Source organism: Guptibacillus spartinae (genome assembly GCF_028610625.1).
GTDB classification, from domain to species: Bacteria; Bacillota; Bacilli; order Bacillales; family Guptibacillaceae; genus Guptibacillus; species Guptibacillus spartinae.
On record NZ_JAQQWU010000003.1, the window covers coordinates 286,814 to 313,780 of the forward strand.

The following is a 26,967-nucleotide window of genomic DNA, read 5'->3' on the forward strand; positions in this document are numbered from 1 at the left end:
AAAGGAGAGTCAGCATGGCACCTGTTAAAGTAATGAGTGTATTTGGTACAAGACCTGAAGCAATAAAAATGGCCCCGCTTGTGAATGAATTAAAAAAATATCCGCAACATATCACGCCACTTGTTGCTGTCACAGCTCAGCATCGAGAAATGCTAGATCAAGTGTTATCGATTTTTGAGATCGAGCCAGATTACGATTTAAATATTATGAAAAGCAATCAGTCTCTTGCTGATATTACAACAAGAGTGCTTAATGGTCTTGATCAAATTATGAAAGAAGAAAAGCCTGATCTTGTGCTAGTTCATGGAGATACCACAACGACATTCTCTGCAAGTCTTGCAGCATTTTATAATCAAGTTTCAGTCGGTCACGTTGAAGCAGGTTTGAGATCACATGATAAATGGTCTCCGTACCCGGAAGAAATGAATCGAATGTTAACTGGGAACCTTGCTGACCTGCATTTTGCACCAACAATTCAAGCATCAAAAAATTTATTAAATGAAGGAAAAAAAGCAGAAAGCATTCATATAACTGGAAATACAGCGATTGATGCATTGAAAAATACAGTCCGTGAAGACTACAATCATCCCTTATTAACAAAAATAAATAACAACCGTATGATATTGCTCACTTCCCACCGACGGGAAAATCATGGAGACCCCATGAAACATATTTTTCAGGCGGTTATCCGAATAGTGAATGAGCATCATGACGTTCACGTCGTTTTTCCAGTTCACTTAAATCCCTCAATCAGACAGTTGGCGGATGAAGTACTTGGTAACCATTCTCGTGTTCATTTAATTGAGCCGCTGGATGTTATTGACTTTCATAATTTCGCTTCTAGAGCAATCTTAATTTTAACGGATTCTGGAGGTGTACAAGAAGAGGCGCCATCACTGGGTACTCCTGTACTCGTTTTAAGAGAAAATACAGAAAGACCAGAAGGTGTATTAGCAGGGACGCTTAAATTAGTGGGGACAAATGAACAAACCATCTATTCTACTGCAGCTACTCTTCTTGACAATAAGGAAGAATATAACAAAATGTCGAAAGCATCAAACCCTTACGGAGATGGAGAAGCATCAAAGCGAATAGCTGAGGCAATTTTATATTACTTTGAAATATCTGACAGAAAACCAGAAGCATTTCTTGAATAAATATTAATAGCGAACCTTTCTATTAAATATAGAGAGGTTTTTTTCTTATTATCCGTAATCGAACATAGTCATATTTTCTTATCTTAAATGGATTATCGGATAAACATAGAAGTTCTCTCCTACCTATATTAAAATGTAATAGATTGCCAAAATAGGAGAGTGGGATATGAAGAAAAGTGTAGTTGTAAGTTTTTTTCTTTTGGTCTTTATGTTGTTACACAGTCCATCTTATGCTTCAGCAGAAAAATACATAGTGATTGATCCAGGGCATGGCGGACGTTTTACAGGAACATCAGGTTATTCAGGGGCAGAAACAGGCTTTTATGAAAAGGTTGGAACACTTGAGATAGGTTTAAAGTTGAAAGAAAAGTTGCAAGATACGGATATTAAAGTTTTTATGACTCGACAAACGGATCGAGATTTTGCAAGTGATTCGAAGGAAGATCTTATTGAGAGAATGAAGATTGCAAACGGATACGTGAAGGGAAACAATGACAATTCTCTTTTTGTTTCGATTCACCACAATGCTTACCCTTTTAGTACGCTCGTGAAAGGCTATGAAACGTATTATTATAGTAAAGAAGCTGCATGGGATGAAGAGTACCCGCCAGATCCAATTCAAGTTGACTTTGAGTCAGAAAGCCGGAGACTCGCAAGTATTGTTCATCCTAAAGTGTTAAATCAGACTGGATTACTTGATAAGGGAATACAAAATGATCAGGCATTCTTTGTGATTCGTAATGCTCAGATGCCCTCCGTACTTGTTGAATTAGGGTACATGTCTAATCCCTCAGAAGAAAGCTTAATTAAAACAAGTCGTTTTCAAAATGATGCAGCAGAAGCGCTTGCGCAGGCCGCTGTCAACTTTTTTAAAGTGTTTGAAGTGAAAGATCGTGATGGAAATGAGATTAAGCAATTCACTTCACGAAATGATGCCATCACCTTCGCCAAAACGCTTAAGAACGTGACGGTATTCGATAAAGATAAGCAAGAAACAATCTATGACTCTACTAAAGTAAACTATGAAGTTTATATGAAAGGAGACAGTAAAGCTATTTCTTTTACAGAGCTATCGGATGCGATCAATTATGCTAAAGATCGAAAAAATACAAAAGTTATTGATAAGAAGAAAGGCACAGTTGAGTGGTCGAATTATTTAACGCGTCCTTTTCAAATTCGGAGTAAAGATGGCTCTAGTAAAGGGAGTTATTTTGAAAAGAACCAGGCGATTTTAGCTGCTAAAGCTATGAAGGATGTAAAAGTTGTCAATCGCTCGTCGGCTGATACTCTTTGGACCAATATTTCTGGAGAACAAGTGACAAAGACTCTTAACGTGGAGGATCTTGCTGGAAGCGATCGATTTGAAACAGCCGTTAAGATTTCAAAAGAAATTTATCCTGAAGGTTTTAAAGATAATAATAATGAAAAAACAGTCGTACTTACAAATGGATTAGGTTATGCAGATGCTCTTTCTGTAGGTCCTCTTGCTGCTCAATTAGGAAATGCGCCAATTCTTTTAACTAGGGGTTCTTCGCTAGATCCTTTTGCTGAGCAAGAAATCAAGCGATTAGGTGCTGAGAAAGTCTTATTGATTGGTGGAAAGAGTGCCGTTTCTGCAAGCGTTGAAAAGCAAGTAAAGGGATTAGGGGTAACTGCAGAAAGAATTGGCGGAGCCAATCGATATGAAACAAACTTAATGATAAACGAAAGACTTGATCATGTTGAGGGAGTGTTTGTAGCGAACGGCTTAAGCTACGCAGATGCGCTAGCAAGTTCGCCAATCGCTTCAGCCTCCGATAGGGCGATACTCTTAACCGATAAGAAAAAATTATCACCTGAAGCTCTTTCGTATGTCAAAGGAAAAGAGACAGCCATACTTGGTGGAGAAGCAGTTATTTCTTCATATCTAGAAGAACAGCTGAAGAATTCAACTGGATCTAGCGTGAAGCGCTTGGCGGGGGAGACACGCTATGAAACGCTTGCTGCTATTTTAAATGAATACAGCGATGAAATGGGATCAGATACTATGCTTCTTTCCATTGGTCAGGATTTTCCTGATGCTCTCGTTTCTTCCTCATTAGCCGTTCAAACTGGTGCACCGTTGATTCTCGTACATGATGAATTGAATTCCTCCGTACAAGACGTGCTTTTTGAATACGGAATGGAAAACCGCTTGACTTCTTTGTTTACAATCGGCGGAAAAGTTCAGGAGAAACCAAAAAGCCAGGTAGCGAACCGATTATATTAAGAACATATTAACTTCAGCATGGAGGCAGGTATGAAAAAAAACACAATAAGCATCCTTTTAATGCTACTAATAGCGTCTGGGTGTGGCACGGCTGCAACGGAAAATAGTTCAGGTGAAGCAAGTGAGGCCAAAGCTAGTACGAACGAAGTAAGCGCAATGAATGAACTGGACTTCATTGAATATCGACCAGAGACTGGTGTCTCAAAGACATTTACATCGCAGGGTAAACAATTGTTCACAGAATATATCGTGGATCAAAATGCAGAATATATCCAAAGAATGATTACACTCGGAGATATGGAGACGACTCAAATTGTTAAATGGACAGAAGATCGAGCTGCAGTAGTAGAAGAAAATCAAGTAAGTAGTAAAGAAAGTATGCTTGAGGGATATGAATCAGTAGAGGAAGTGGAGGCGCTTTTGGACCATTCCGACAAAACGGAAGGGCTAGAAATGACAACAGTCGATACAGTGGAAGTTCCTTATGGCAGTTTTCATGATGTGATTAAGGTGACGAAGAAACAAGACCAAATGATGATTACGCTCTTCTATGCAAAGGGAATAGGAATGATTAAGCAGGTGTATGAAACAGAAGATAGCTCAGAAAAAGAAGTAGCTGAATTAACTGAAATTCAATGAAAACCGAAAAAAGCAGCCATTCTGGTTGCTTTTTTTGGTTTGAAAAGCTTAAAAAGTTATTCGACAAAAGTTGGCAATTCAGGTTGAATTATGAAAGAATAAGTTAATCGTTTCTAAATACATAAGAAACGTTAAGATTTTGTAAATTACGGTTGAATAAAGGGGGAGATTAGCGAAAAAATGTAGAGGAAAGCCGATTTAACAAGGATTAGTACTTAATATGACAGGCTTCTGATACTAGTAGACGACAGAAGCGTAATTATATAAAATATAATATGACGTTTAGAAATATAAATGCAGTTAGATTAGGAGTTAACAAGCGAATGTTTAAAAAATTACTTAACGATTGGCGAAACAACAAAGATTTGCTTTACCACCTAACCATATCAGAATTGAAATCAAATACTGCTAGAACGTATCTTGGAACATTATGGTGGATTGTTGATCCGATTCTGTATATGGCGATTTATTATTTTCTTGTAGGAATTGTTTTAGATCGAGGCGGCGACGATTATGCTGTTTATCTTTTCACTGGATTAATTCCACTAAAGTGGGCAACGGCTTGTATGGTCGATGCAACTACTGCTATTTCGTCAAAAGCGAGAATTCTTCAACAAGTGTACGTACCAAAACTAACGTTTATTTTGGTTAGGCTTGGCGTTAACACATTTAAATTTCTTGTAAGTTCATTCATTATGGTTTTATTCCTCTACTTCAGTGGAGTGGAAATGACCGTTAATGCGTTGAATTTCTTTATATTACTCGTATTAAACCTTCTTTTGTTACTCCCGATTATGATTATTATGGCTCATATCGGAGTGTACTTGAAAGATATCAAGAATATGATGCAATACATTTCACGAACATTGCTTTATTTATCACCCGTTCTTTTTAGAATGGAAAGGGTCCCAGAGGATATTAGAGGTTATCTTTACTTAAATCCGTTCACAGATTTTCTAGTTTCCTACAGAAATATCTTCTTATACAAAGGACAGCCGCTATGGGACAACCTCTTCATTATTTTAGGTCTCTCATTAGTTCTCTTGTTCATTGGACTCCGCATTTTGAACAAATACGACAAACAATATGCCAAGGTGATTTAATTGAAAAAGGACATCATTGAATTAAAAGATATCTGGGTTTCGTATCCTGAGCACTCTGATAACCCATTGAAACAATTGCTTAGTAAGGATAAAAAGCAGTTCTGGGCATTGAAAGGCCTTGATTTCACTGTGAAAAAAGGAGAAGTGCTTGGGATCATCGGAAGAAATGGTTCTGGAAAGAGTACTCTTTTAAAATTAATGAGTGGCTTAATTGAACCAGATCAGGGATCTTACCAGGTGGAAGGAAAACGCCCGATGTTACTCTCTCTTGGGGCAGGTTTTCAACCAGAATTGTCAGGGATTGAAAATATTTATTTGAACGCCCTTTTATTAGGAAATCGCAAAAAGAAAATTGACGAAAACCTTGAAGCCATTATCGAATTTTCCGAGCTTGATGATTTTATTTATAAGCCCGTTAGAACGTATTCTTCTGGTATGAGAGCAAGATTGGCGTTCTCGACTGCTATTATGCTTGATCCAGAAATACTACTTATCGATGAAGTTCTTGGTGTTGGAGATTCGGCGTTTCAGAAGAAGTGTAAGGACGCAATTCTTGAGAAAATTCAGCAGGATCGGACCGTTATTCTTGTCACACACTCTTCTTCGCTAGTGAAACAAATTTGCGATCGGGTCGTCTGGATTCACCGCGGCGAACAAAAAGCAGTAGGAGAGACGAAGGGAATCGTTGAACAGTACGATGAGTTTATGAAGGCAAAAAAGAAATGAAGCACATTCTAATGGTTCTTTTTAAAGACATTGATTATGATGCGCGGGTTCAGCGTGAAGCCATTGCTCTCGCGGAGAGTGGCTATAAGGTGACCATTTGCTGCTTAAATGAATTTGATACGGAGCCCCCTTTATTGCATAACTTGATTAAAATTCATAAGCTGGATATTTATACAAAGCAAGCGAAAAAGGGATTGGCTTCCGGATTGTCAGGAAAGCCATCTATCATAGCAAGAATGGTTAGAAACCCACTTGTTAAACTGGCAAAGGATCAATATGCCAGCTACGAATTTTATAAAAGGGTAAAGGAAACAATGGCCCTAGAAACTATACATGCTATCCACTGTCATGATCTAAACACATTGGATACTGGTAAACGCTTAGCAGGACACTTTCAAAGCAAGTTGATTTACGACTCTCATGAACTTTTTAATGAAATGACTGGCCGAAATGCCATAGATCGGCGTTTTGGTTATGCATTAGAGGCGAAATTAATGAAGCGAGTTGATCGATTTATTACGGTGAATCCCTTTTTAATCGATAAATTTAGTAAGCGTTATGGGACATTACCTCCTTCGATTTATTTGCAGAATATCCCGCTTCTTGGTGAGGAACAAGAGCGAAAAAATGCTAACTATTTTCATCATCTTTATGGGATCCCCACTGATAAAATGATTCTTTTGTATCAAGGGGGCTTTTCTAAGAACCGTGGCATTGAACTGTGTGTTAAATCGATGAACCAATTATCTGATCAATACCATCTTGTTTTACTTGGAGATGGGGATATCAAAGCAGCTCTAACGCAACTAGTTGAAGCAGAAAACCTTACTTCGAGGGTGCATTTTCATCCAAAGGTACCACCAACAGAAATACTATCTTTGACAAAAGAAGCGGATATCGGCCTCGTCATGTATGAGAATGTGAGTGAAAATAATTATTATTCAACGCCTAACAAAATTTTTGAATACATGTTGATGGGGCTTCCAGTAGTATCTTCTAATCATCCAGGGAAAGCCTATCTATTAGAAGAGTATGATTTTGGGATCGCTGTGGATGAAGATGAACAGGCGATCGTAAAAGGAATTGAAACAATTCAACATAGAAGAAATTATTATGTTCAAAAATGTGACGAAGCAAGCAAAGTACTAAATTGGCCGAATGAATCAAAAAAGCTAATTCACTTGTACAATGAATTATTTTCTTAATCAGCAAGGAAATGGAAACATCTTCATTTCTGAAGTTACTGTGAGTGAGGAGTTGTAATTATGAAACTTGTCGTAATGGGCCTTGGATACATCGGGTTACCGACTGCTGTTATGTTTGCGAGGCACGGCGTTCAAGTGCATGGTGTGGATGTCAATGAGCACGTAATTGAGACATTAAAAAATAAGACGCTTCACATTGAAGAACCAGGGCTAGGCGACATGCTCGTTGAAGCGATTGAGTCTGGTCATTTAACATTTGGAACAGAACCCGTTGAGGCTGACGGTTTTATTATCGCTGTACCAACACCGGTTAATCCTGATAAAACAGCGAACTTAAATTATGTTCGATCTGCTGCTGAAATGGTCCAGCCTTTTTTAAAGGAAGGAAATCTTGTTATTCTTGAATCAACAAGTCCTCCTGGCACAACGCTGAAGGTGCTTTCACCTATTCTGGAGTCATCAGGTCTACAAGTTGGAAAAGACTTATATGTGGCTTATTCTCCTGAACGAGTTTTACCTGGTAAACTGCTCGATGAACTCGTCCATAATAATCGCATTGTTGGCGGAGTAAATGCGGATTCAAGTATCAGAACAGAGGAAATTTACAAAATCTTTGTAAAAGGAATGATTCACCAGACTGATGCAACAACGGCAGAAATGGTAAAATTGATGGAGAATACGTATCGGGATGTGAACATTGCGCTAGCGAACGAATTGGCTCGTATTGCCGAGCGTGTTGGATGCGACATTTGGAAAGCAGTTGAATTGGCAAACTGCCATCCGAGAGTTAATGTCCATTCGCCAGGACCAGGAGTAGGCGGTCATTGCATCGCGGTTGATCCGTGGTTTCTAGTGGAAGCAAGTCCGGTAGATGCTAAGCTCATCCAAACAGCTCGATCGATTAATGATGATGTCCCGAAAAAGATTGCTAACCAGATTAAGAAACGATTAGAAGGGATAACAAACCCGAAAGTTTCATTATTTGGACTTGCCTATAAAGGAAATATTGGTGATGCACGTGAAAGCCCATCTCTTACGATATTGCAAGAGCTTGAAGAAATGGAGATTGAATGTGCTGTTCATGATCCATACGTCGTAGATAAGCGGGTTAAACACCAATTTGAAACGGTAGAAGAAACGGTCCAACAGTCAGATTGTCTCGTTATTTTAACGGATCATAATGATTACAAGGTGTTAGATCTTCAAAAACTAGCTCCTTTAATGCGCCATACCTTGCTTTATGATACGAAGAATTTAATTAATAAGGAACAGGCACAGAATGCTGGCTTCCGCTATGAAAAAGTAGGGGAATCCCCAATCAACACGAATTTATTACATTTATAAAGGATGAATGAGATGAAGGAAGCATTGTTAACGAAGTTTGAAACAGGTAATGCACGTGTAGGAGTTATTGGACTTGGCTATGTAGGGCTGCCCCTTGCTGTAGAAATGGCACAAAAAGGTTTTGAAGTATATGGAATCGATGTATCTAAAGAAAAAATGGACATTCTAAATAACGGGAAGAGTTATGTGATGGATATTTCCGATGAACAGGTAGAGGCGATTATCGGAAAGAATTTCTTCCCTGGAGATGACTTTTCAGTTATCTCTAAATTAGATGCCGTTAGTATTTGTGTCCCAACACCTCTCGCTAAAACAAAAGAGCCAGACGTTTCTTACATCAATGCTGTGGTTGAAAAGTTAGTGGAGTTCATGACAGAAGGCACGCTCGTTGTTCTTGAAAGCACCACTTATCCAGGTACAACGGACGAGTTAATTAAAGCTGTTATTGAAGAAAACACCTCTTTCCGTGCAGGTGAAGATTTCTTCCTTTGTTTCTCACCAGAGCGTGTTGACCCAGGTAACCAGCAATTTAACACAAAAAACACACCGAAAGTGCTTGGTGGGGCAACAAAGCCATGTCTTGAATTAGGGGTATCACTTTATAGTTCATTCCTAGAAAATATCGTTCCAGTTAGCTCAACAAGCGTAGCTGAAATGGTGAAACTTCTTGAGAACACGTTCCGAAGTGTGAACATCGGTCTAGTGAACGAATTAACGATGATGTGTGATCGAATGGGAATTAATGCATGGGAAGTGATTGATGCAGCGGCGACGAAGCCATTTGGCTATATGCCATTCTATCCTGGACCGGGAATTGGCGGTCATTGTATTCCACTTGATCCAGCCTATCTTTCATGGAAAGCAAAAATGTTTAACTTCTATAACCGTTTCATTGAGCTTGCAAGTGATGTGAATGGCAATATGCCACGCTATGCGCTAAACCAGGCGGCGGATATTTTAAATGATAATGAGAAGTCCATTAAAGGATCCAAAATCTTTATTTTAGGTATGGCTTACAAGAAAAACATCGATGATCTTCGTGAATCTCCAGCACTTGAAATTTATCGACTTCTTGAAGATAAGGGAGCACATGTGTATTATCATGATCCATTTGTTTCTAGCTTTAAGAATGGAGAAGAAGTGGTTTATTCCGTTGAGTTAAATGACCAGAATCTTGATGACGCAGATCTTGTTGTAATTGCAACTGATCATACAACCGTCGATTATGATTATGTCATTGAGCGTGCGAAGCTAATTTATGACACGCGGAATGTAACAAAGAACTACAAAGATTCGAAAGGTAAAGTGACGCTACTCGGTGGTCAGCAAAACTTTGATTTACCTACGAATGTTGAAGAAAACTCAAGTGTGAACCCTAAGTAATCGAAGTAAAAGGAGAATTCTACATGAAATTTGATGTTAGCCCATTTTATACAGAAAATATTGAGGTATTTATAGATGAGGGTTGCTTAAATGACAGACTGCTCGAAAATGGAAGAAAAGCAAATTCCCTTCTCATTCTTTCTGGTGATGGGGAAACACAAGCTTCATTAGAACTTGCAAGAGTGGATCAGCGTGTGAAAGAGCTTGTTCGTTTTGATGAGGATTTACAAAAGAAAAGAAACATGTATAGCTCCTTACCATTGGAGCTTCAAGAGAAGATAAACTTGCAAAAAGTGAATTATTATCATGCAGAAGAGCTGGGCATGTACCATTCAGATATGATTCTGCTTGAAGGAAGCTTTACAAGAAGATTTTTCGAGGAAAGTTTTCTTTCAACCCTTCACCATTTGATGGCACAGGAATTAAATGGCTCAGTAGCGGTTAAATTCCCATTGAATGAAGAAATTACAGAAGATATCTCTGAGGTTATTCTGAGTTTGAACCAGTATTTTGTGGCCACTTCTATTGGACTTGAAGACGGTTTTCTCTACTTCATAGGTGAACCACGTACCGCCCTTCCTGAAGAACGAATCAAACAAGAGGTCACCAGTGGCCTTTTAGCCGCGGTATTAAAGCTTGAGAAAGCTCTTCAAAAACTGAATACGGTTCAAACCAAGGCAGATTCCGAAAATCAAGAAGACGCGATCGCGAAAGCGGTAGCCAACCAAAACTTAGATCAAATGATTAAACAACAGTTTCAGATTAGAGAGCTTCAGGAACAAGTGAAGCAATATAAAAACGAGTCCAAAAAGAAAGAGAAACAACTTTCACAAGTTTCAAGAAAGTACCAGCGTGCTCAGCACATTGTTAACCATATGGATTCCAATGCTTCGACGAGATATTTAATTGGTGATGCCGTGATGGGATCAACAAAATCTTTTGGTCGCGCCATTCGGTTACCGAAAAGGTTGTTACGCATTTATCGAGATGCCAAAAATGGAAAAATTGGACGGATTAAAAATGGTTCTGGTTCATTTGAAATTGAACCAATCGCTGATGGAAATGCCATTCTTTTTGTTCCAACAAACGGAGCTGGCCTTGGCCACTTAACAAGGTTGCTTGCGATTGCGAGACGAGTGAAACGAATTGACCCGTCCAAAAAAATCATTTTCCATACAACAAGCTCAGCGATGCATTTAATTTTACAGGAAGGTTTTCTAGGGTACCACTTACCTTCCAAAATGCTTTTCCCTAAAGAAATGAGTGCAAAGCAATGGAACGCCATGTTACGCGATCACCTTGAAACGGTTATTGGCATTCACCAACCTGAAACGATCGTCTTCGACGGGGCTTTTCCGTATGCAGGGCTAGTTGCTTCCATGCGAAAGAAAGATGGGTTAAGAAAGATCTGGGTGAAGCGAGGTCAGCACAAAGAAGGTAAGGCTGAGCTAGTGGAATCCAAGGAAGCCGAGTTCGACGAGGTTTACGTCCCAGGTGAAGCTGGCGGGGAAAACAGTATGCGTAAAGAAGGAATAAAAACTTACTGTGAGCCAGTACTCTATCTGGATCGTGAAGAGTTAAAAGATCGTGAGAGTGTTCGCCAGCAGTGGAATATCCCAGAAGGTATGAAGATGGTGTATGTTCAACTTGGTGCCGGAAAAATCAATGATATTCATTCCACGATTTCCATTCTTTTGAATGAATTATTGAAAAGAGAAGATGTGTTTGTCGTCATTGGTGAATCCATTATTGGAAATCGAATGGATCTTAAAATGGAGCGGGTTCTTACCTTAAGAGACTATCCGAATTCAATCTATTTTAATGCGTTTGATCTAATCGTGACAGCAACTGGTTACAACACCTTTCATGAAGTCATGTATTTCGGAGTGCCTTCTATTTTAATTCCGAATGAAAACACAAAGACAGATGATCAAGTTGCAAGAGCGATGATTGCTGGAAACGCAGGGGCTGCCATTGTGTTAAGAGATCCGGGAGCTGCTGACTTTGAAAAAGCCATTCATGATGCTCTTGATGTAGAGAACAATCAAGCCATGCGTAAAAGTGCTCTTTCGCTAGTGAAAGAAAATGGAGCTCAGCAAATGGCAGAAATGATTGTACAAACCGTACCAGCTAATCAGTAGAACTAATTGTGGGAGAGTGATGAAATTGAAAAGAAAGATTTTGGTGCCAATCGCATTTAATAATTGGGCGTTAACAGACGTGAACGATAACCGTTTGACGAAAGAATGGATCGATCATCGAATGGGGATTTTTATGAAGTACACATGTAAAAGTCTTAAAGCGCAAACAAATCAAGATTTTACAACAATCCTTCAATATGATCAGCGCTCTGAAGAGCATGTAATGAACGCGCTAAAACAGCATGATCCACTTCCAGAAAACATCAAATTTGTTCCTAAAAATGCGTATAACAAAACGTTAGAGCGTGAGATTCAGGGATATGATGAGGTTTACTTTGCCCGAATTGATTCAGATGATATGTATCACAAAGGATACTTTGAATTTCTGAAAAATCATCAACCATCAGAAGGGACCGAAGCACTAATCAATCAATATGGTTATTTTTATGATGAGTATTCGGATAAAGTGGCGACAGCTAAAATCAAATCACCACCTTTCTATACGCTCATTTATAAGGTGAGCGAGTATTTAGAAGGGAAGCGTCATCCGGTTAAAGGCCATCTGTCTGTCCACAGTCTTAATCATGAATTATTAGAGCCAAGAAACTATGTGCAAGTGATCCATTCGAATAATATGTCCACATCATTTGAAAATCGCTATATCGACGGATTAATTGAAGATGAGAATGAAAAGAAACAGATTCTCAGCAACTTCTGGGGTTAATTGTTACTGAATGAAAAGCTGTCGGGCCTTCCGGCAGCTTTTTTTTTCGAAAAATATCATTTCTCCCTAGCTTTCCAACAATTTAAAAATCCTTGGAAAATGACCCACAATCCTTTTTTGAACATATGGAATGAGCTATAATGCTAATAAATGGTATCCAATTCATTAGAGCTGCCTTTGCAGTGGAATCAGGAGAGTGGCATGTTAAAAAATCAGTTAGAGCATTTGCAAAGTGAAACTCTTACCATACCTGAACCTCAACGGTCGAGATTACGGTGGTGTGGGTCTAGAGCTTCAGGAAAACATATTCTGCATATAAGCCAGACACCTGGAATTCTTTCCATTATTAATGAAGATACGCAATTAGACATGGTAAACCTTATTTCTACCTATGCTGGTGGGGGAGTGGTTGACCAACCTAACGTTAATTGTACAAGCACATTTTGGGCAGTAAACCTTTCAGGCGACATTCCGTTTCCAACGAATTACTTTGATGCCCTTATTATTGAAGATACATTAGCTGAAACTCTTGCTGAACAAAAATATGAAGTGCAAAGACTTTTAAAGCCCAACGGGAAAATTATTGTTACGGAAAAGAGAGAGCATGCCTTTCACTTAAAAGAGGAATGGGAAGCGATTTTCTTAAGCAATGAACTGATTGATCACCGTGTTGATGAATATTATGTTAGTGTCGTTCTCCGAAATGTTATGAAAACATCTGACGAGTCAGAGAAAATGCTAAGTAATGTGTTAAATGAGATGGAAGCTGTAAATGATCGATTAAATAAAGAATACGCTAAGGTGGTATATCAAAAGCTTGAAGAGAAAAAAAATGAAGAACTAGCAAGATTGCAAGAAAAGAACAAATTGGTCAAAAATCTTCCTTTTGTAAAACGAAAGCATGATGCCCTAATCCAGCAAGTTGAACTTTCATCAGAAGAAAAAAGGGAGATACTCCAAAAACCTCAAGATATGGCCATACATATAAAGAAATGCAACTTGGAAAATCAGCTTAGTCGTTTTCAAGCAATGGGAAACGTTACGGTTGTGTTTGGAAAGGGTTCTTTCTATCGAAAAAATAGTTTAGTATTCTCTCATCAATTAGTGAATGTGCTTAGTCATAAAGACCGAAATGTCGTTTATGTACATGAAGACATCACTCATTCGATAACACCATTATATCGAACTGGAGAAAAGATCATTCAAATGAGCGCCTCAGATTTTTGGGATCATTCGCATCTATTTGTTGCACCAGATTTGTATATAAGCTTACAGGACCTTCAATTGGCAAAAAGGATAGGGCGATTTCAATGGCAGAAGTGGCGTATTTACTATTTACCTAAAGAAATTGCAGATCAAGAGGTTCACCATTTTACGTTAAATAGCCTTTATCCTAAAAGTTTGATTTCGAGAAACGCGAGCTATCTTTCCTTTGTATCGGAGGAAATGCAATCTAAGAGTATGGTTAGCTCTTTCAAAGGAGCAGCGCGGGTGATTGCCGGATATATTGGGGATCTTGGACAAGATACCGTAGATTATAAAGCCATTAAAGAAATGCTTGTTGCAAACAAGTCGATGGCAATTGAACTTATCGGTTACAATCTTCCTGATAAAGCTCCAATTAATACAAAAAGATTATCGCTAAGAGAGTATACAAATGATGATGATGTAAGAAAAAGAGTGAAAAGATGGACGTTCGGCATTCTTCCCCTTCAAAAGCGCGGATTATTGATACCTTTTCACACGATGACTACCTTTCAAGTTCCAATTTTATATACTGAAAACTGGAATGCTCCTCTACAAGAGCAAAAGATCATTTCCCTTGATAAAGAAAAGTCCTTAAGTGAGCTACTAGAGGAAGCGATTTACGCTTTGGAGGGAGGAGAACAATGAAAATCCTATATATCTATCGTTACTTGTTACTAGGTGGTGTAACGACGCAATTAGCCAATCGACTTGGATTTCTGAAATCCGTTTGTGATCCTCATTTTATTTTTCTTTCTGATCATGGAGGGAGAACGGCGTTTGATAACTACGATAAAATTACAGTGACGAGTGAGCCTGCTACCATTCATGATTATGTGAAAGAACATGAATTTGATTTAATTATTGCAATTGATACAAAAGAAATTACGGATTATTTAATAGAAGTTCAATGTGAAGTGCCAATGATTCAAGAGGTGCATGGGATTTCGTACAAGCTAAATTATTTGGTAGAAGAGGATCAGCGTCGCTTTCTTGGATATATCGTTCCCTCAAGCTACAGTAAAGAAAGGATCATAGAGGATTATTCTGCTCCAGAAGAGGGAACGTTTGTGATTCCCAATTGTCTTGATACCACATTATTTTCTCGAAAAGAAGTTCGGCCGATTACAAACAAAAAAATCATTTGTTGGGTTGGAAAACTAAATGATCATAAAAATTGGCAAGGATTTTTAGAACTTGCAGAAAGAATATCTGCACGTCGAGATGATTGTGTATTCTGGATTGTTGGGGGTGAAACGGCCTCTGCTAAAGCAACAAGACATCTCTTCCATGAGGCGAATAAGCGTCATCTGCGAATTCAATGGATCGATCGCATGGAGTACAATGAAATGCCTCATCTCTACTCGATGGTTGCAGAGAGCGGTGGCTGTACGGTTAGTACATCAAAAGGCGAATCCTTTGGTATGAGTTTGATTGAAGCGATGGCATGTGGATGTCCAGCTGTTGCCCCAACGGTTGGAGCCATTCCTGAAATTTATTTAGGGTCATTACAGCGACTAACCTATAAACTCCACGATTTGCCGACGTGTGAATCCATTGTGGGTCGTCTCCTGGATGATGCAGATGAACGAAGAATTCAAATTAGGAATGGGATGGAAAAGGTGAAAAAAGACTATTCAATTAAACATGTTGTTACGCAATATTTTGATTTGCTTCAGAGGTTATCTACTGCGCAAAAAGTCTGGTGATCTACCGGGCTTTTTGTATGTGCATGATTGAATCGCTTCTTCATTATGGGGAGAAGGCAATGGCTTTATTAACGGAGTGTAAAATTTCGTTTACACTTCTGCTGGTTATCCTAATCAACTTTTCTTTCCAATCATTACGAAGTATAATGAAAGAAGTGTTTTTATGTCGTATTCTTGCTAAGAGGGAAAGGATTCATTATGAAGATTTTATATCTATCTCAACATTTCCCGCCCGAGATAGGCGCTGCTCAAGCACGTGCTTATGATATGTCAATGAATTTGGTAGAAGAGGGCTGTGATGTTACAGTCGTTACAGCTTTTCCGAATCATATTTCTTCCAAAAAACTACTTCAATCCAGCAAGCATCTAGGATTAAATGTCATACGTTCTTATGTTGTTCAAGACACGAAGAAGAGTACACTAAGAAGGATGTTAAATTATGTTTCGTTTATGACAACCTCGATTATAGCCGGGTTATTTGCTAAAAAGCCTGACGTTGTATTTGCTACAACTCCACAGCTTTTCGTTGGGTTATCTGGTTATGTATTAAGTAAGTTGAAACGTGCCAAATTCGTTATTGAAGTTCGGGATTTATGGGTGGATTTTGCAGAAGTACTAAATCAAATTAATAATAAAAAGTTGCTCACAATGGCTCGGAAATTAGAATGGTTTCTTTTTAAACAGGCTGATCACATCATTGTTGTCACTCATGGGTATAAAAGATACCTCGTTGAAAAAGGAATATCTGAAAGTAAAATTGACGTTATCACAAATGGTGTAAATCCTAGTGAAATGGGATTATTAGTACCTGAAGAAGGATTGAAAATTCGTTCGGAATATGGCCTGGAAGACCAGTTTCTTATTCTTTATGCAGGTAACATGGGCATTGCACAAGGTCTTCAAACTGTGTTAGAAGCAGCTCATAAGTTGAAAAGTGTCTCTTCTATAACTTTTGTGCTTATAGGAGAAGGTGCTGAAAAAGAAAGGCTACAAAACTACAAAATAGAAAACAATCTTCAGAACGTCATGATCCTAGATAGTCGAGCAAAGCAAGAGTTGAATGGCTTTTATGCGGCGGCTGACTTATGCCTTGTTATTTTGAAAAACCACCCTCTTTTTGATATTACCATTCCATCTAAATTGTTTGATTGTCTTGCTATGAACAAACCGATTCTGTTAGGAATTGGAGGAGAATCAAAAGAAATTGTTGAAAGTTTAAACGCAGGTCTCTTTTTTGAACCAGAAAATGCGGAGTCGCTTGCGAATGTTGTGGTAGAGGCTACTTCTAACCCTCACATTATGGAGCAATTAGAAAAAGATGTTCGAAGCAAAATGTTGTTAAAATATAATCGACAAGAATTATCTAGAAACTTAGTGCGGTTGTTAGAATCGACTCAGGATCGTGTAAAAGGTTGGTCACAATGAAAAAAGTGTGTGTTATCACGTCCATTCATTCTCCCTATGACGGACGTATTTATCATAAACAGTGTAAAAGTTTAAAAAGAGCGGGATATGACGTCGTATTAATTGCGCCTAAGCCAGAAGTGGCTGAGTCGGAAGATATCCCGCTTATTCCTTTTAAACGCCCTTCAGGAGTGAAGGAACGACTTCGATCTCTTTTTCATCTTTATAAGCTTGCTAAAAAGACTAAAGCCGATCTTTACCATTTTCATGATCCTGAATTAATGCTGGTGGGGGTTATGATTGAGGTCTTCCTAAAAAAACCAGTCATTTATGATGTACATGAGCATTATCCAAATACGATAATGGGTAGAGAATATATCCCTTCTTTAATAAAAGTGCCGATGAAGCTTGGCTATATCTTGACAGAAAAATTAGCCCTTATGAAAATTAGTGGCGTGATTTATACGACAGAAGAAATTGGATTACGGTATCGTCATTATCATGGATGCAAAATTGAAAATTATCCATTAAAGGAAATGTTCCCAGAACCATCGAATGAAAAGGATGAGAACCAAATCATTTATTTAGGTGGTATTACAAAGATAAGAGGCGTTCTTCAGCTCATCGAAGGGTTTGCTAAGGCAGTAGAAAAAACACCTGCGGCAAAATTACTCTTTCTTGGTAGTTTTGAATCTGAGCATTTTAAAGATGAAGTACATCAATTGATTGATCGGTTGGAAATAAATCAGAATGTAACTTTTATAAGTAGGGTACCCTACGAACAAATATCAGCTTATGTGAATCGTTCAGCTATTGGGATTTTACCTTATTTGCCCTATCCAAACCACCTTGTTGCTCTCCCAAACAAATTATTTGAGTATATGGCTGCAAGCAATGCCATTATCTCTTCCAACTTCCCACACTATTCAAAAGTGATTGAAGATAGTGAGGGAGGCGTTGTCATTAACCCGGAGAATCCTGAGGAAATCTCAGTTAAAATCCATCAGCTTTTAAGTCAACCTGCACAGACGAAAGAACTTGGCCAAAATGCTAGACGTGCATTTGAACTTAAATATAACTGGACTTGTGAAGAAAAAAAACTGCTTAAATTTTACCGCTCTTTGCTAAACATGTAGCGGTAAAAAGAGAGAAGCTTGAAAGAAGCGGGGAAACAGAATGAAAAAACAATCAAGAATTAGAAGAAGGCGAAAGAAAAGCTTCTTTCGCAGACTTTTAACTTTTGTCCTGTTAATTGTCCTGGTCTTAATTGGCTATGGTGCTTATCTTGCCTATAATGCTTATGATGCAGCATCCGGCTCCTATCAGGGACTTTCTAGAGGAGAAAAATCGGCGTTGCGTGACGCGGAAGTAGCGGTCACAAAAGATCCGATTTCCATCTTAATCATGGGAATAGAAGATTATTCAACTGGTGGAGAGAACGGTCGAACGGATACGCTCATGGTCGCAACGGTTGATCCTGATACAAAGAAGGTCAACTTACTCAGCATTCCAAGGGATTCTCGTGTGGAAATCGTCGGAAAAGGTATTGAAGACAAAATTACCCATGCACATGCCTATGGTGGGACAGAAATGACCATTAATACCGTTGAGAATTTCTTAAACATTCCAATTGATTACTATGTGAAAGTAAACTTTGAAGGATTTAAAGATGTTATTGATGAAATTGGTGGTGTTACCGTTGATGTGCCATTTGATTTCGTTGCTCATACAGACGTACCGGGCGGGAGAGCGACCTTTACAAAGGGGTCTATGACTCTTGATGGTACCGAGGCGCTGGCCTATGCACGTATGCGTAAAGATGATCCACGAGGAGATTTCGGACGAAGCGACCGACAGAAACAGGTGATTAAGGCAGCGATGGATGAGGTTTCGACAGCATCAGGTTTGTTCAAGTTAGATGATATCGCTCAACACATTGGCAACAATATTGAAACAAATCTAAAGCCAACGGAATTGTTTGCTCTTCAAAAAGCTTATTCTGATGTCAGTTCATCGGATATCGAAAGCCTTTCAATTGATGGAGTGGATGAACGGATAAATGACGTTTATTACTTTAAACCAGATGAAGAAAGCGTAGCTTCGTTAAGCCAGAAATTAAATGACATTCTTAATTCTTCGAAATAATAAAACGTTAAAAAGCATCCGCTATTAGGCGGATGCTTTTTTAACGTTTCATTGTACTTGTGAAAACCAACAGTTTCTTTAACGTATTAATGAGGGGTTTTTTCTGGTTACCAATTAGCCCAATTAATTCGGCAGTAAACTGAATGACTACGAGAACTAATAGGAGTAAGAAAAGAGAACCCCATAAAGTGGACGCTGAAAACAAAATGGCTGTGATGCCAAAGAAAAAGCTGAGAAGGTAAATGATAATAACGGTTGATTGATGTGAGAATCCTATAGCGAGTAAACAATGGTGGATATGAAACTTGTCAGGCGTTGAAATCTTTTGCTTTCTCGAAACACGTCTAACAATTGCAAAGAACGTATCAAAAATGGGAACTGCCAAAATGATAACAGGTATAATCAAACTAAAGACAGTTACACTTTTAAACAATCCAAGCATTGATATAACCGAAATAGCGAATCCGAGAAAGAGTGCTCCAGTATCTCCCATGAAAATACTTGCTGGATGAAAGTTGAAAATAAGGAAGCCGAGTGTACTACCAATTAATATGACCGCAAGTGCAATGACTACAAGCTGTTGGTCAAGAATGGCCATTGTTAAGATCGAACCTAAAGCAATTGTAGAAACCCCAGCAGCAAGCCCGTCTAGTCCGTCAATTAAGTTAATGGAATTGGTAACACCAACAATCCATAATACTGTGATAAAGAAGCTAAGAAACCCAAATTCAATTCTCCCAACAAAAGGAAGTGAAATGAATTCTACTTGTAAGCCTGATGACGCGACAATAATCGCAGCGATAATTTGACCAACTAACTTCACTTTAGGCGAGACTGCAAAACGATCATCAAACACGCCTAATACGATAATTAACGTTCCAGCAATGACAATTTCAGGCATATAAGGTGAGTAAGGACTTAAATATAAAAATCCTGCAACGGTTCCAGCAAAAATGGCAAGTCCGCCGGCAGACGGCATTAATCCTTTATGAACTTTACGCTGGTTTGGTTTATCAGCAATTTTAAATTTCAGTGATAAGAATTTCACAACAGGTGTAGCTAAAATAGCCACGGTTATAGATATCAAAAAAGCAATCAAATACTCTGTTAACGAATACAATAAAATCCCCCTCTAACTGAGGAATAGTAATTCATTCCTTTCATATCATATCAAAATAGATGTGTATTGCAAGAGGTTTCTTATTAAGCTTTTATTGAGTTTATCCTAATGTTTCTATCTTTCCCGAATATGGGACTTTCATGTTGAATGATAGGAGGATCTATAATTACCAATACCCTTTTGGGTTAATCAGTAACCATTTTACACATCATACTCTTGATACACTTGTTCTCCAATTGTTATAGTGGCTTGCCCGTTTACAGTATTGGTCATCCAATCAATAAAATTTTCTTCTGTATTGCTATCCACAAGTGTTCGAACTTGGACATTCTCCAAATACTTTATCTCATCTAATAAGTAGTTCGACGAACGGATTTCGTTTTCGACTTTACCTAATAAAGAATAATCAATTACAGTGGTTATTTTGGTCATTAATTTACGCTCCACTATTCCAGTTGCATTCAGTCCTTCTGAAACTGATTGTCCATAGGCACGAATTAAACCACCTGCACCTAGTTTAATGCCACCAAAGTAACGGGTAACGACTACGGTAGTATCTTTTAAATTTCGTTTTTTTAGAACCTCAAGCATTGGAACACCTGCTGTGCCCGATGGTTCTCCATCGTCATTCGCTTTCTGAATCAAGTCCTGCTCGCCTATTAAGTAAGCGGAGCAATTGTGAGTGGCACTCGCGTGTCTTTTTTTGATGGATTGAATAAACTCTTGGGCTTCCTCTTCTGAGGGGGTTCGCTTGACGTGAGCTATAAATCGAGATTTTTGTATGACGATTTCGTTTTCTCCTTCGTTTTTAACGGTATAATATGAAGTAAGCATGCGAATAACCTCCAGATATTCTTTCAACATTCTAATGAATGAAAGGGATTTGTTTCTAATTATCGAATAGTACATAATGGAACCTTCGTATTTAAGTCAGAAAATAATAAAGGGTTTTAACGTCCTTCTTATTATAAGTTTCTTAGATTAATCCATCAAATATAGATCCTCAAGTCATAAACAGACGGTCACATACGAATTTTGTAAAAGAAGTACTTTTGGACTATCTTTTCTTAACGTCCGTCCCTTGAAGGAATGGAGGGGTAAGCTCTTGGATTTTCAAAAGCTTGATCCAAATTCATTAGATGTCATTCTCGACAGAACAATGGAGAGTATTAATAGTAGTAAATCGAAATTGTTCGAAATTGGAGAGCTTTCTCATGACGAGTGTCAAAAGGTCAATAATCAACTTCAATTATTAAAAGAAGAACTCGACAATGTTCATCGTCTCAGGCAAGAAAGATTGCAAATGGATCGTGAAGCCCGTGCTGAACTTGTGAAGATTAGTAAGAACTTTCAGGACTATAAAGAGCCAGAAATTCGTAATGCCTATGAAAAGGCTTCAGACGCTCAAATTAAGCTATCAGTTAGCATGGAAAAGGAAACACGGTTAAAAGATCAGATATCGGATCTTGAACAACGGATTTCTTCTTTGCAGAACACTTCGGATAAAGCGGAGTCATTTATGAGCCAAATCTCAACCGTTCTAAGTTATCTGAATGGCGAATTAAGACAGTACGGCGAAGTCATTGAGGACGCTAAGCGAAAGCAAGAATATGGACTTAAAATTATTGAAGCGCAAGAAGAAGAAAGAAAGCGACTATCTAGAGAAATTCATGATGGTCCTGCCCAAGTACTCGCGAATGTTTTATTACGCTCGCAATTAATTGAAAGAATTTACGAGAAAAAAGGAAAAGATGAAGCATTTAAAGAGATTAAGGATATGAAATCGTTAATTGAAGATGCGTTAAAAGAGGTAAGGCGCCTCATTTATGATCTTCGTCCGATGGCGCTTGATGATCTTGGTTTAGTGCCTACTTTGTTAAAGTATTTAAATAAAGTAGATGATCGATCAGAGGCGACAATTTACTTTGATTATTATGAAGGGATTCAGAGACTTCACGTTCGTCTTGAGGCAGCCATCTTTCGACTTGTTCAAGAAGCCGTACAAAATGCTCTCAAGCATGCTGAAGCAACTGAAATAAGTGTTGACCTGAAACTTGATGGTGATAAGATTGTGGTAACCATTCAAGATAATGGAATTGGTTTTGATGTGAACGTACGTAAAGATCAATCATTTGGTTTAATCGGGATGAAAGAACGTGTCGGATTATTAAATGGATCGATTCAGGTTCAATCAACGCCAAACAAGGGTACATATATACTGATAAGAATCCCGATACATGAACAGGAGGGCGTGTAAGAGATGTATGCAGCAAAGACCAAAACTAAAATTGTTATTATAGATGACCATCGCTTGTTCCGTGAAGGTGTTAAGCGTATTCTGGATATGGAAGATGACTTTGAAGTCATTGCAGAAGGTGATGATGGAGACGAGGCACTTCGTCTTGTTGAAGAAAACAAGCCCGACGTTGTGTTAATGGATATCAATATGCCACATGTCAATGGTGTGGAAGCGACACGACAACTGATTGAACAAGTCCCTGAAACAAAGGTAATTATCCTTTCCATTCATGATGACGAAACGTACGTGACGCATGCTGTGAAGACCGGAGCAGCCGGCTACTTACTAAAAGAAATGGACGCTAATTCTCTTGTTGAAGCCGTTAAGGTTGTTGCTTCCGGAGGAGCTTATATTCACCCTAAGGTAACGCATAACCTAGTAAATGAATATCGTCGACTTGCTACTGAAGGAAAAAGACCATCCGCCCAAATCGGCTATAAAGAGGTGGAATATCGCAAACCTCTTCATATTTTAACACGCAGAGAATGCGAAGTTCTTCAGTTGCTAACAGATGGGAAAAGCAACCGTTCGATCGGGGAAGATCTCTATATTAGTGAGAAAACAGTAAAAAATCACGTATCGAATATTCTGCAAAAAATGAACGTAAATGATCGAACTCAGGCTGTTGTGGAAGCAATAAAAAAAGGCTGGGTAAAGGTGCGCTGAGGCGCGCCTTTTTCTTTGGGGAGTTTTCCGTTCCTGAGAGAGGAAAAGTGAATCAAAAAAAGGATCTCCAACGTGGAGATCCTTTTTCTTGATTATTATCATTATGCGCGTTTTGCTCCAAGGTAACGTGGTGCCCAGTAAGAGTTGTCCATGCTGCTAATTGTTACTCCGTAAGAAGATGAAGCGTGAATGAACTGACCGTTACCGATGTAAATACCTGCGTGTGATGGACCAGATTTGTATGTTTCAAAGAAAACAAGATCTCCAACAGAAGGAGAAGAAACTTTATCTGTTGCGTTCCAGATGCTAGCTACAGTACGTGGAATAGAAACGCCAGCTTTGTTGAATACGTATTGTAGGTAGCCGCTGCAGTCAAATCCAGATGGAGATGTTCCTGCCCAAACATATGGTACACCCATGTATTGCTTCGCAATTGATACAACAGAAGAGTTAGATGTTGATGCACTCTTAACTTGTGAAGAAGAGTTGCTTACAGAAGCTCCACCAAGTGCTGCAAAGGTGTTTGGTCCTGCAATTCCGTCTACGCTAAGTCCGTTTGAGCTTTGGAAGCTACGAACAGCTTGTTGTGTAATCGATCCATAGATGCCATCAACTGAATAGTTATAATAACCTTTTGATTTCAGCTGGCTTTGTAGGTTTGTCACACTTGATCCACGGTCGCCATAACGAAGTGTTCCGCTATATGTATTGGAAGAACTGCTTGATTTAGAAGATGTTGATCCTTTTAATGCGCTCACTGTTTGTGGGCCAACTACGCCATCAACGCTAATGCCTGCACTACGTTGGAAGTCACGTACGCCGTCTTCAGTAATGTTTCCAAAATATCCTGTTGCTGTATGGTAGTCAAAATAACCTTTATCGTCAAGTACGTTTTGAAGTTCAGTTACATCAGAGTTGCTCATGCCATTGTAAAGGGTACGGTCGCCTAAAGCTGCTTCACTTACATTTGGTGCTAATAAAAGAGTACCGGCTAGTGTAGTAGTGATCACGACTTTCTTAAACATAATATAATTCCCCCTGATTTATAAGTTTAAACCTTTTATTTTCTTTTCTCTATCACGATTGCTAGTTTACATGATTGAGATAACAGGACGATGAACATAAGATTACAATCATGTAACAGAATATCTGCCTAATTTACTAAAACATTCATTTTACGACAATTATATTAAAAAATATGGGGGATTACGGTTGACAAAATATGAGAAAAATACTATAAGCTTTTGTTGGCACAATACGAAAAATACTCTATCATTAACATGAGCAGTTTAATAAATTTGAATGATGTACTTAATAGATTGAAAAGAGGCGTTTAAATGAAAACAGTGGCTATTGTAACAGATAGTACCGCGTATATACCGGAATCAATGTTAAACGAATATGAAGTTACGATGATTCCGCTTAGCGTGATATTTGGTAACGAATCTTATTTAGAAGAAAAAGAAATGCAAGCTGACGATTTTTTCGAAAAAGTAAAAAAAGAAAATATTCTACCAAAAACATCACAGCCTTCTATTGGAAGTTTTGTTGAAGCGTATGAAAAACTCGCACGTACACACGATGAAATCATTACAATTACATTATCTAGTGGAATTAGCGGAACCTATCAGTCTGCCCATTCTGCTGGAGATATGATCGAAGGCGCAGAAGTCTATGTTTTTGATTCTGAGATCAGCTGTATGATGCAAGGTTTTTACGTACTAGAAGCGGCGCGTATGGCTCAGGATGGCTTTAGAAGCAAAGAGATCTTGGATCGACTTCAAAAGATTAAGAACCAGGGGACGAACGCTTATTTTCTTGTAGACGATCTTAGTCATTTGCATCGTGGTGGGCGACTAAATGCGGCACAGCTTGTTGTAGGAAACCTTCTGCAAATAAAGCCAGTACTCACTTTTGAAGATAAACGCATCGTACCCTATGAAAAAATTAGAACGCGAAAAAAAGCGCTAAACAAAATAATGACGCTGTTTGATGATGCGGCAAACGGTGGCGATATCATAAAAGCAACCCTCATTTATTCAACAAACAAAGAGGAAGCTGAGAATCTGAAAACTGAGCTAGAAGAAAAATATTCGAATGTAAGCATCATATTGAGTTATTTTGGGCCAGTCATAGCAACTCACCTTGGAGAAGGTGCACTTGGCCTTGGCTGGTACCGCGTATGATTATGAAATTGAAAATGGAAGCAAATCAATGAGATTTGCTTCCGATATGCTAAAAAATTATCCGGTGCTCGTGCCTGAATCACTTCATCATTCCTCAAATTCCCCACAGTTTTATCCGATTGGTCACTACTCTTCAATACCTACCATACCAATAAATAAGCAATTTAAACCGAATCTCTCACTGCTCCATTTTCTATCAGGGCGACATTTATTACGCGATGAACTTCCCTTCACCCTTCATGATCTTCATGCCCATTATTTAAATGGGTATCTTCATATTGAGCCAGGTATTCAAACAATTAATGGAAAGATAGCGTGTATGAGATGTGGAAGTCAGCAGTCATTTTCTAAGTTTTCTTGTGCAAGGTGTCAAAGTTCGAGCTGTCAATATTGCCGCAATTGTATCATCATGGGGAAGGTTACCTTTTGTTCGCCTCTCTACTCTTCAAGCTACAAGGAAAAAAGAGAGGAAACCACCACGTTACAATGGTCTGGTAAGCTTTCGGAAGGTCAAAAAGAGGCATCAGACGCTGTCATTCTTGCAATTAAAACAAATCAGTCTGTACTGATCTGGGCGGTTTGTGGAAGTGGAAAAACGGAAGTGCTTTTTCACGGTTTAGCGCATGCCCTTTCTGAACATAAATCTGTTTGCATTGCTACTCCACGAACCGACGTGGTTTTAGAGTTAGCGCCACGCTTAGAGAGCGTTTTCCCCGCTCTTACGATTTCGCCTCTTTATGGAGGGCGTTCTGAGCCTTCTTCTTCTTTCGTTATTTCAACCACTCACCAGCTCATTCGTTATAAAGACTATTTTGATGTCATGATTATTGATGAAGTTGATGCTTTTCCATACAATATCGACGCTTCTCTCCAACATCACGTAAACAAAGCCCGTAAACAGAGTGGCTCACTCATCTATCTAACTGCAACACCATCTCAATTATTTTTAAAACAAGAAAACCTTCAGGTCGTACGCATTCCTTCTAGGTATCACGGATCTCCTCTACCAGTTCCTACTTTTAAGTGGGTTGGAAATTGGAAGAAGAAAATTGACGCAGGAAAGGCTCCACAAATTTTGATGGATTGGATAAAAAGACAAATGGGAGCAAAAAAACCGATATTGGTCTTTCTACCATCGATTAAAATGGTTGAAAAAGTAAAAAACGTGTTTGACTCTCACCACCTTTCTTGTGAATTCGTCCATTCAGAAGATGAAGATCGCGCGGCTAAAGTTCTTCAGTTCCGAAAAAAAGAAATACCGATCTTACTTTCTTCTACTATTCTTGAACGGGGCATTACGATTGAAAATGTTGCAGTTGCGGTACTGGGAGCGGAGGATGATGTTTTCACAGAAAGTGCTCTTGTGCAAATTGCTGGCAGAGCAGGAAGAAGTGCTTCTTTTCCTGAAGGGGACGTATCGTTTTTTCATTACGGGAAAACAACTGCTATGGTAGCGGCAGGTCGACACATTCGAAAAATGAACCAGGAAGCGAAGGCGAGAGGATGGTTAAAATAGCACGATG

Annotated in this window: 22 protein-coding genes; 19 read left to right on the forward strand and 3 right to left on the reverse strand. The window is 38.7% G+C overall.

Translation table 11 applies throughout. The features are described 5' to 3' along the window. Positions 1-14 precede the first annotated feature (14 nt). From wecB to PQ511_RS08095, 15 genes are all read left to right on the forward strand, one after another. On the forward strand, positions 15-1,157 hold the full coding sequence (gene wecB, locus PQ511_RS08025; RefSeq protein ID WP_273851383.1) for a non-hydrolyzing UDP-N-acetylglucosamine 2-epimerase: 1,143 nt from the start codon (positions 15-17) through the stop codon (positions 1,155-1,157). Positions 1,158-1,323: 166 nt separating this feature from the next. Further along, positions 1,324-3,405 (forward strand): cell wall-binding repeat-containing protein, encoded by a 2,082-nt coding sequence (locus PQ511_RS08030; RefSeq protein ID WP_273851384.1) that lies wholly within the window; start codon positions 1,324-1,326, stop codon positions 3,403-3,405. Between the two features lie 30 nt (positions 3,406-3,435). Then, complete coding sequence (locus PQ511_RS08035; protein ID WP_273851385.1) at positions 3,436-4,044, forward strand: hypothetical protein; 609 nt, start codon at positions 3,436-3,438, stop codon at positions 4,042-4,044. Positions 4,045-4,367: 323 nt separating this feature from the next. Next, positions 4,368-5,147 (forward strand): ABC transporter permease, encoded by a 780-nt coding sequence (locus tag PQ511_RS08040; RefSeq protein WP_273851386.1) that lies wholly within the window; start codon positions 4,368-4,370, stop codon positions 5,145-5,147. After that, on the forward strand, positions 5,148-5,873 hold the full coding sequence (locus tag PQ511_RS08045) for an ABC transporter ATP-binding protein (protein ID WP_273851387.1): 726 nt from the start codon (positions 5,148-5,150) through the stop codon (positions 5,871-5,873). Continuing rightward, on the forward strand, positions 5,870-7,078 hold the full coding sequence (locus PQ511_RS08050) for a glycosyltransferase (RefSeq protein ID WP_273851388.1): 1,209 nt from the start codon (positions 5,870-5,872) through the stop codon (positions 7,076-7,078). Before PQ511_RS08045 ends, PQ511_RS08050 begins: the two co-directional genes overlap by 4 nt. A 60-nt stretch (positions 7,079-7,138) precedes the next feature. Further along, a complete protein-coding gene (locus tag PQ511_RS08055) occupies positions 7,139-8,422 on the forward strand; it encodes a nucleotide sugar dehydrogenase (RefSeq protein WP_273851389.1) in 1,284 nt (427 codons plus the stop codon). A 12-nt stretch (positions 8,423-8,434) separates the two neighbouring features. After that, positions 8,435-9,805 (forward strand): nucleotide sugar dehydrogenase, encoded by a 1,371-nt coding sequence (locus tag PQ511_RS08060; RefSeq protein WP_273851390.1) that lies wholly within the window; start codon positions 8,435-8,437, stop codon positions 9,803-9,805. A gap of 23 nt (positions 9,806-9,828) precedes the next feature. Beyond that, positions 9,829-11,946: a glycosyltransferase gene (locus tag PQ511_RS08065; RefSeq protein WP_273851391.1), complete on the forward strand. Its 2,118-nt coding sequence runs from the start codon at positions 9,829-9,831 to the stop codon at positions 11,944-11,946. Between the two features lie 25 nt (positions 11,947-11,971). Then, the gene (locus PQ511_RS08070) at positions 11,972-12,670 is read left to right on the forward strand and encodes a glycosyltransferase (protein ID WP_273851392.1); all 699 of its coding nucleotides are present in this window, start codon (positions 11,972-11,974) and stop codon (positions 12,668-12,670) included. 201 nt (positions 12,671-12,871) lie between these two features. Then, positions 12,872-14,563: a class I SAM-dependent methyltransferase gene (locus tag PQ511_RS08075; protein ID WP_273851393.1), complete on the forward strand. Its 1,692-nt coding sequence runs from the start codon at positions 12,872-12,874 to the stop codon at positions 14,561-14,563. Continuing rightward, positions 14,560-15,624 (forward strand): glycosyltransferase family 4 protein, encoded by a 1,065-nt coding sequence (locus PQ511_RS08080; RefSeq protein ID WP_273851394.1) that lies wholly within the window; start codon positions 14,560-14,562, stop codon positions 15,622-15,624. The genes PQ511_RS08075 and PQ511_RS08080 overlap by 4 nt, the downstream gene beginning before the upstream one ends. A 198-nt stretch (positions 15,625-15,822) precedes the next feature. After that, complete coding sequence (locus tag PQ511_RS08085; RefSeq protein WP_273851395.1) at positions 15,823-17,049, forward strand: glycosyltransferase family 4 protein; 1,227 nt, start codon at positions 15,823-15,825, stop codon at positions 17,047-17,049. After that, on the forward strand, positions 17,046-18,164 hold the full coding sequence (locus PQ511_RS08090; RefSeq protein WP_273851396.1) for a glycosyltransferase family 4 protein: 1,119 nt from the start codon (positions 17,046-17,048) through the stop codon (positions 18,162-18,164). The genes PQ511_RS08085 and PQ511_RS08090 overlap by 4 nt, the downstream gene beginning before the upstream one ends. Positions 18,165-18,204: 40 nt before the next feature. Continuing rightward, positions 18,205-19,173, forward strand: coding sequence for an LCP family glycopolymer transferase (locus PQ511_RS08095; protein ID WP_273851397.1), 969 nt, complete (start codon positions 18,205-18,207; stop codon positions 19,171-19,173). Between the two features lie 40 nt (positions 19,174-19,213). Here PQ511_RS08095 and PQ511_RS08100 read toward each other — a convergent pair whose 3' ends face one another. Both PQ511_RS08100 and PQ511_RS08105 read right to left on the reverse strand, forming a co-directional pair. Further along, positions 19,214-20,293 carry a glycosyltransferase family 4 protein gene (locus PQ511_RS08100; RefSeq protein ID WP_273851398.1) on the reverse strand — a complete coding sequence of 360 codons (1,080 nt, stop codon included), beginning with the start codon at positions 20,291-20,293 and terminating at the stop codon, positions 19,214-19,216. A 201-nt stretch (positions 20,294-20,494) separates the two neighbouring features. Then, positions 20,495-21,127, reverse strand: coding sequence for a YigZ family protein (locus PQ511_RS08105; protein WP_273851399.1), 633 nt, complete (start codon positions 21,125-21,127; stop codon positions 20,495-20,497). Positions 21,128-21,398: 271 nt separating this feature from the next. Between PQ511_RS08105 and PQ511_RS08110 the strand changes: the two genes are divergently transcribed. Together PQ511_RS08110 and PQ511_RS08115 are read left to right on the forward strand one after the other, a co-directional pair. Continuing rightward, positions 21,399-22,550: a sensor histidine kinase gene (locus PQ511_RS08110; RefSeq protein ID WP_273851400.1), complete on the forward strand. Its 1,152-nt coding sequence runs from the start codon at positions 21,399-21,401 to the stop codon at positions 22,548-22,550. A gap of 3 nt (positions 22,551-22,553) precedes the next feature. Further along, on the forward strand, positions 22,554-23,258 hold the full coding sequence (locus PQ511_RS08115) for a response regulator (protein ID WP_273851401.1): 705 nt from the start codon (positions 22,554-22,556) through the stop codon (positions 23,256-23,258). A 101-nt stretch (positions 23,259-23,359) separates the two neighbouring features. On the opposite strand, the gene PQ511_RS08120 is transcribed toward PQ511_RS08115, so the two are convergent. Continuing rightward, entirely contained in the window at positions 23,360-24,283 is a 924-nt protein-coding gene (locus tag PQ511_RS08120; protein ID WP_273851402.1) for a C40 family peptidase, read from the reverse strand. A 312-nt stretch (positions 24,284-24,595) separates the two neighbouring features. Between PQ511_RS08120 and PQ511_RS08125 the strand changes: the two genes are divergently transcribed. Next, positions 24,596-25,444, forward strand: a complete 849-nt coding sequence (locus tag PQ511_RS08125; RefSeq protein WP_273851403.1) for a DegV family protein — start codon at positions 24,596-24,598, stop codon at positions 25,442-25,444. Continuing rightward, positions 25,425-26,960 carry an ATP-dependent helicase ComFA gene (locus PQ511_RS08130; protein ID WP_273851404.1) on the forward strand — a complete coding sequence of 512 codons (1,536 nt, stop codon included), beginning with the start codon at positions 25,425-25,427 and terminating at the stop codon, positions 26,958-26,960. Before PQ511_RS08125 ends, PQ511_RS08130 begins: the two co-directional genes overlap by 20 nt. Positions 26,961-26,967 lie beyond the last annotated feature (7 nt).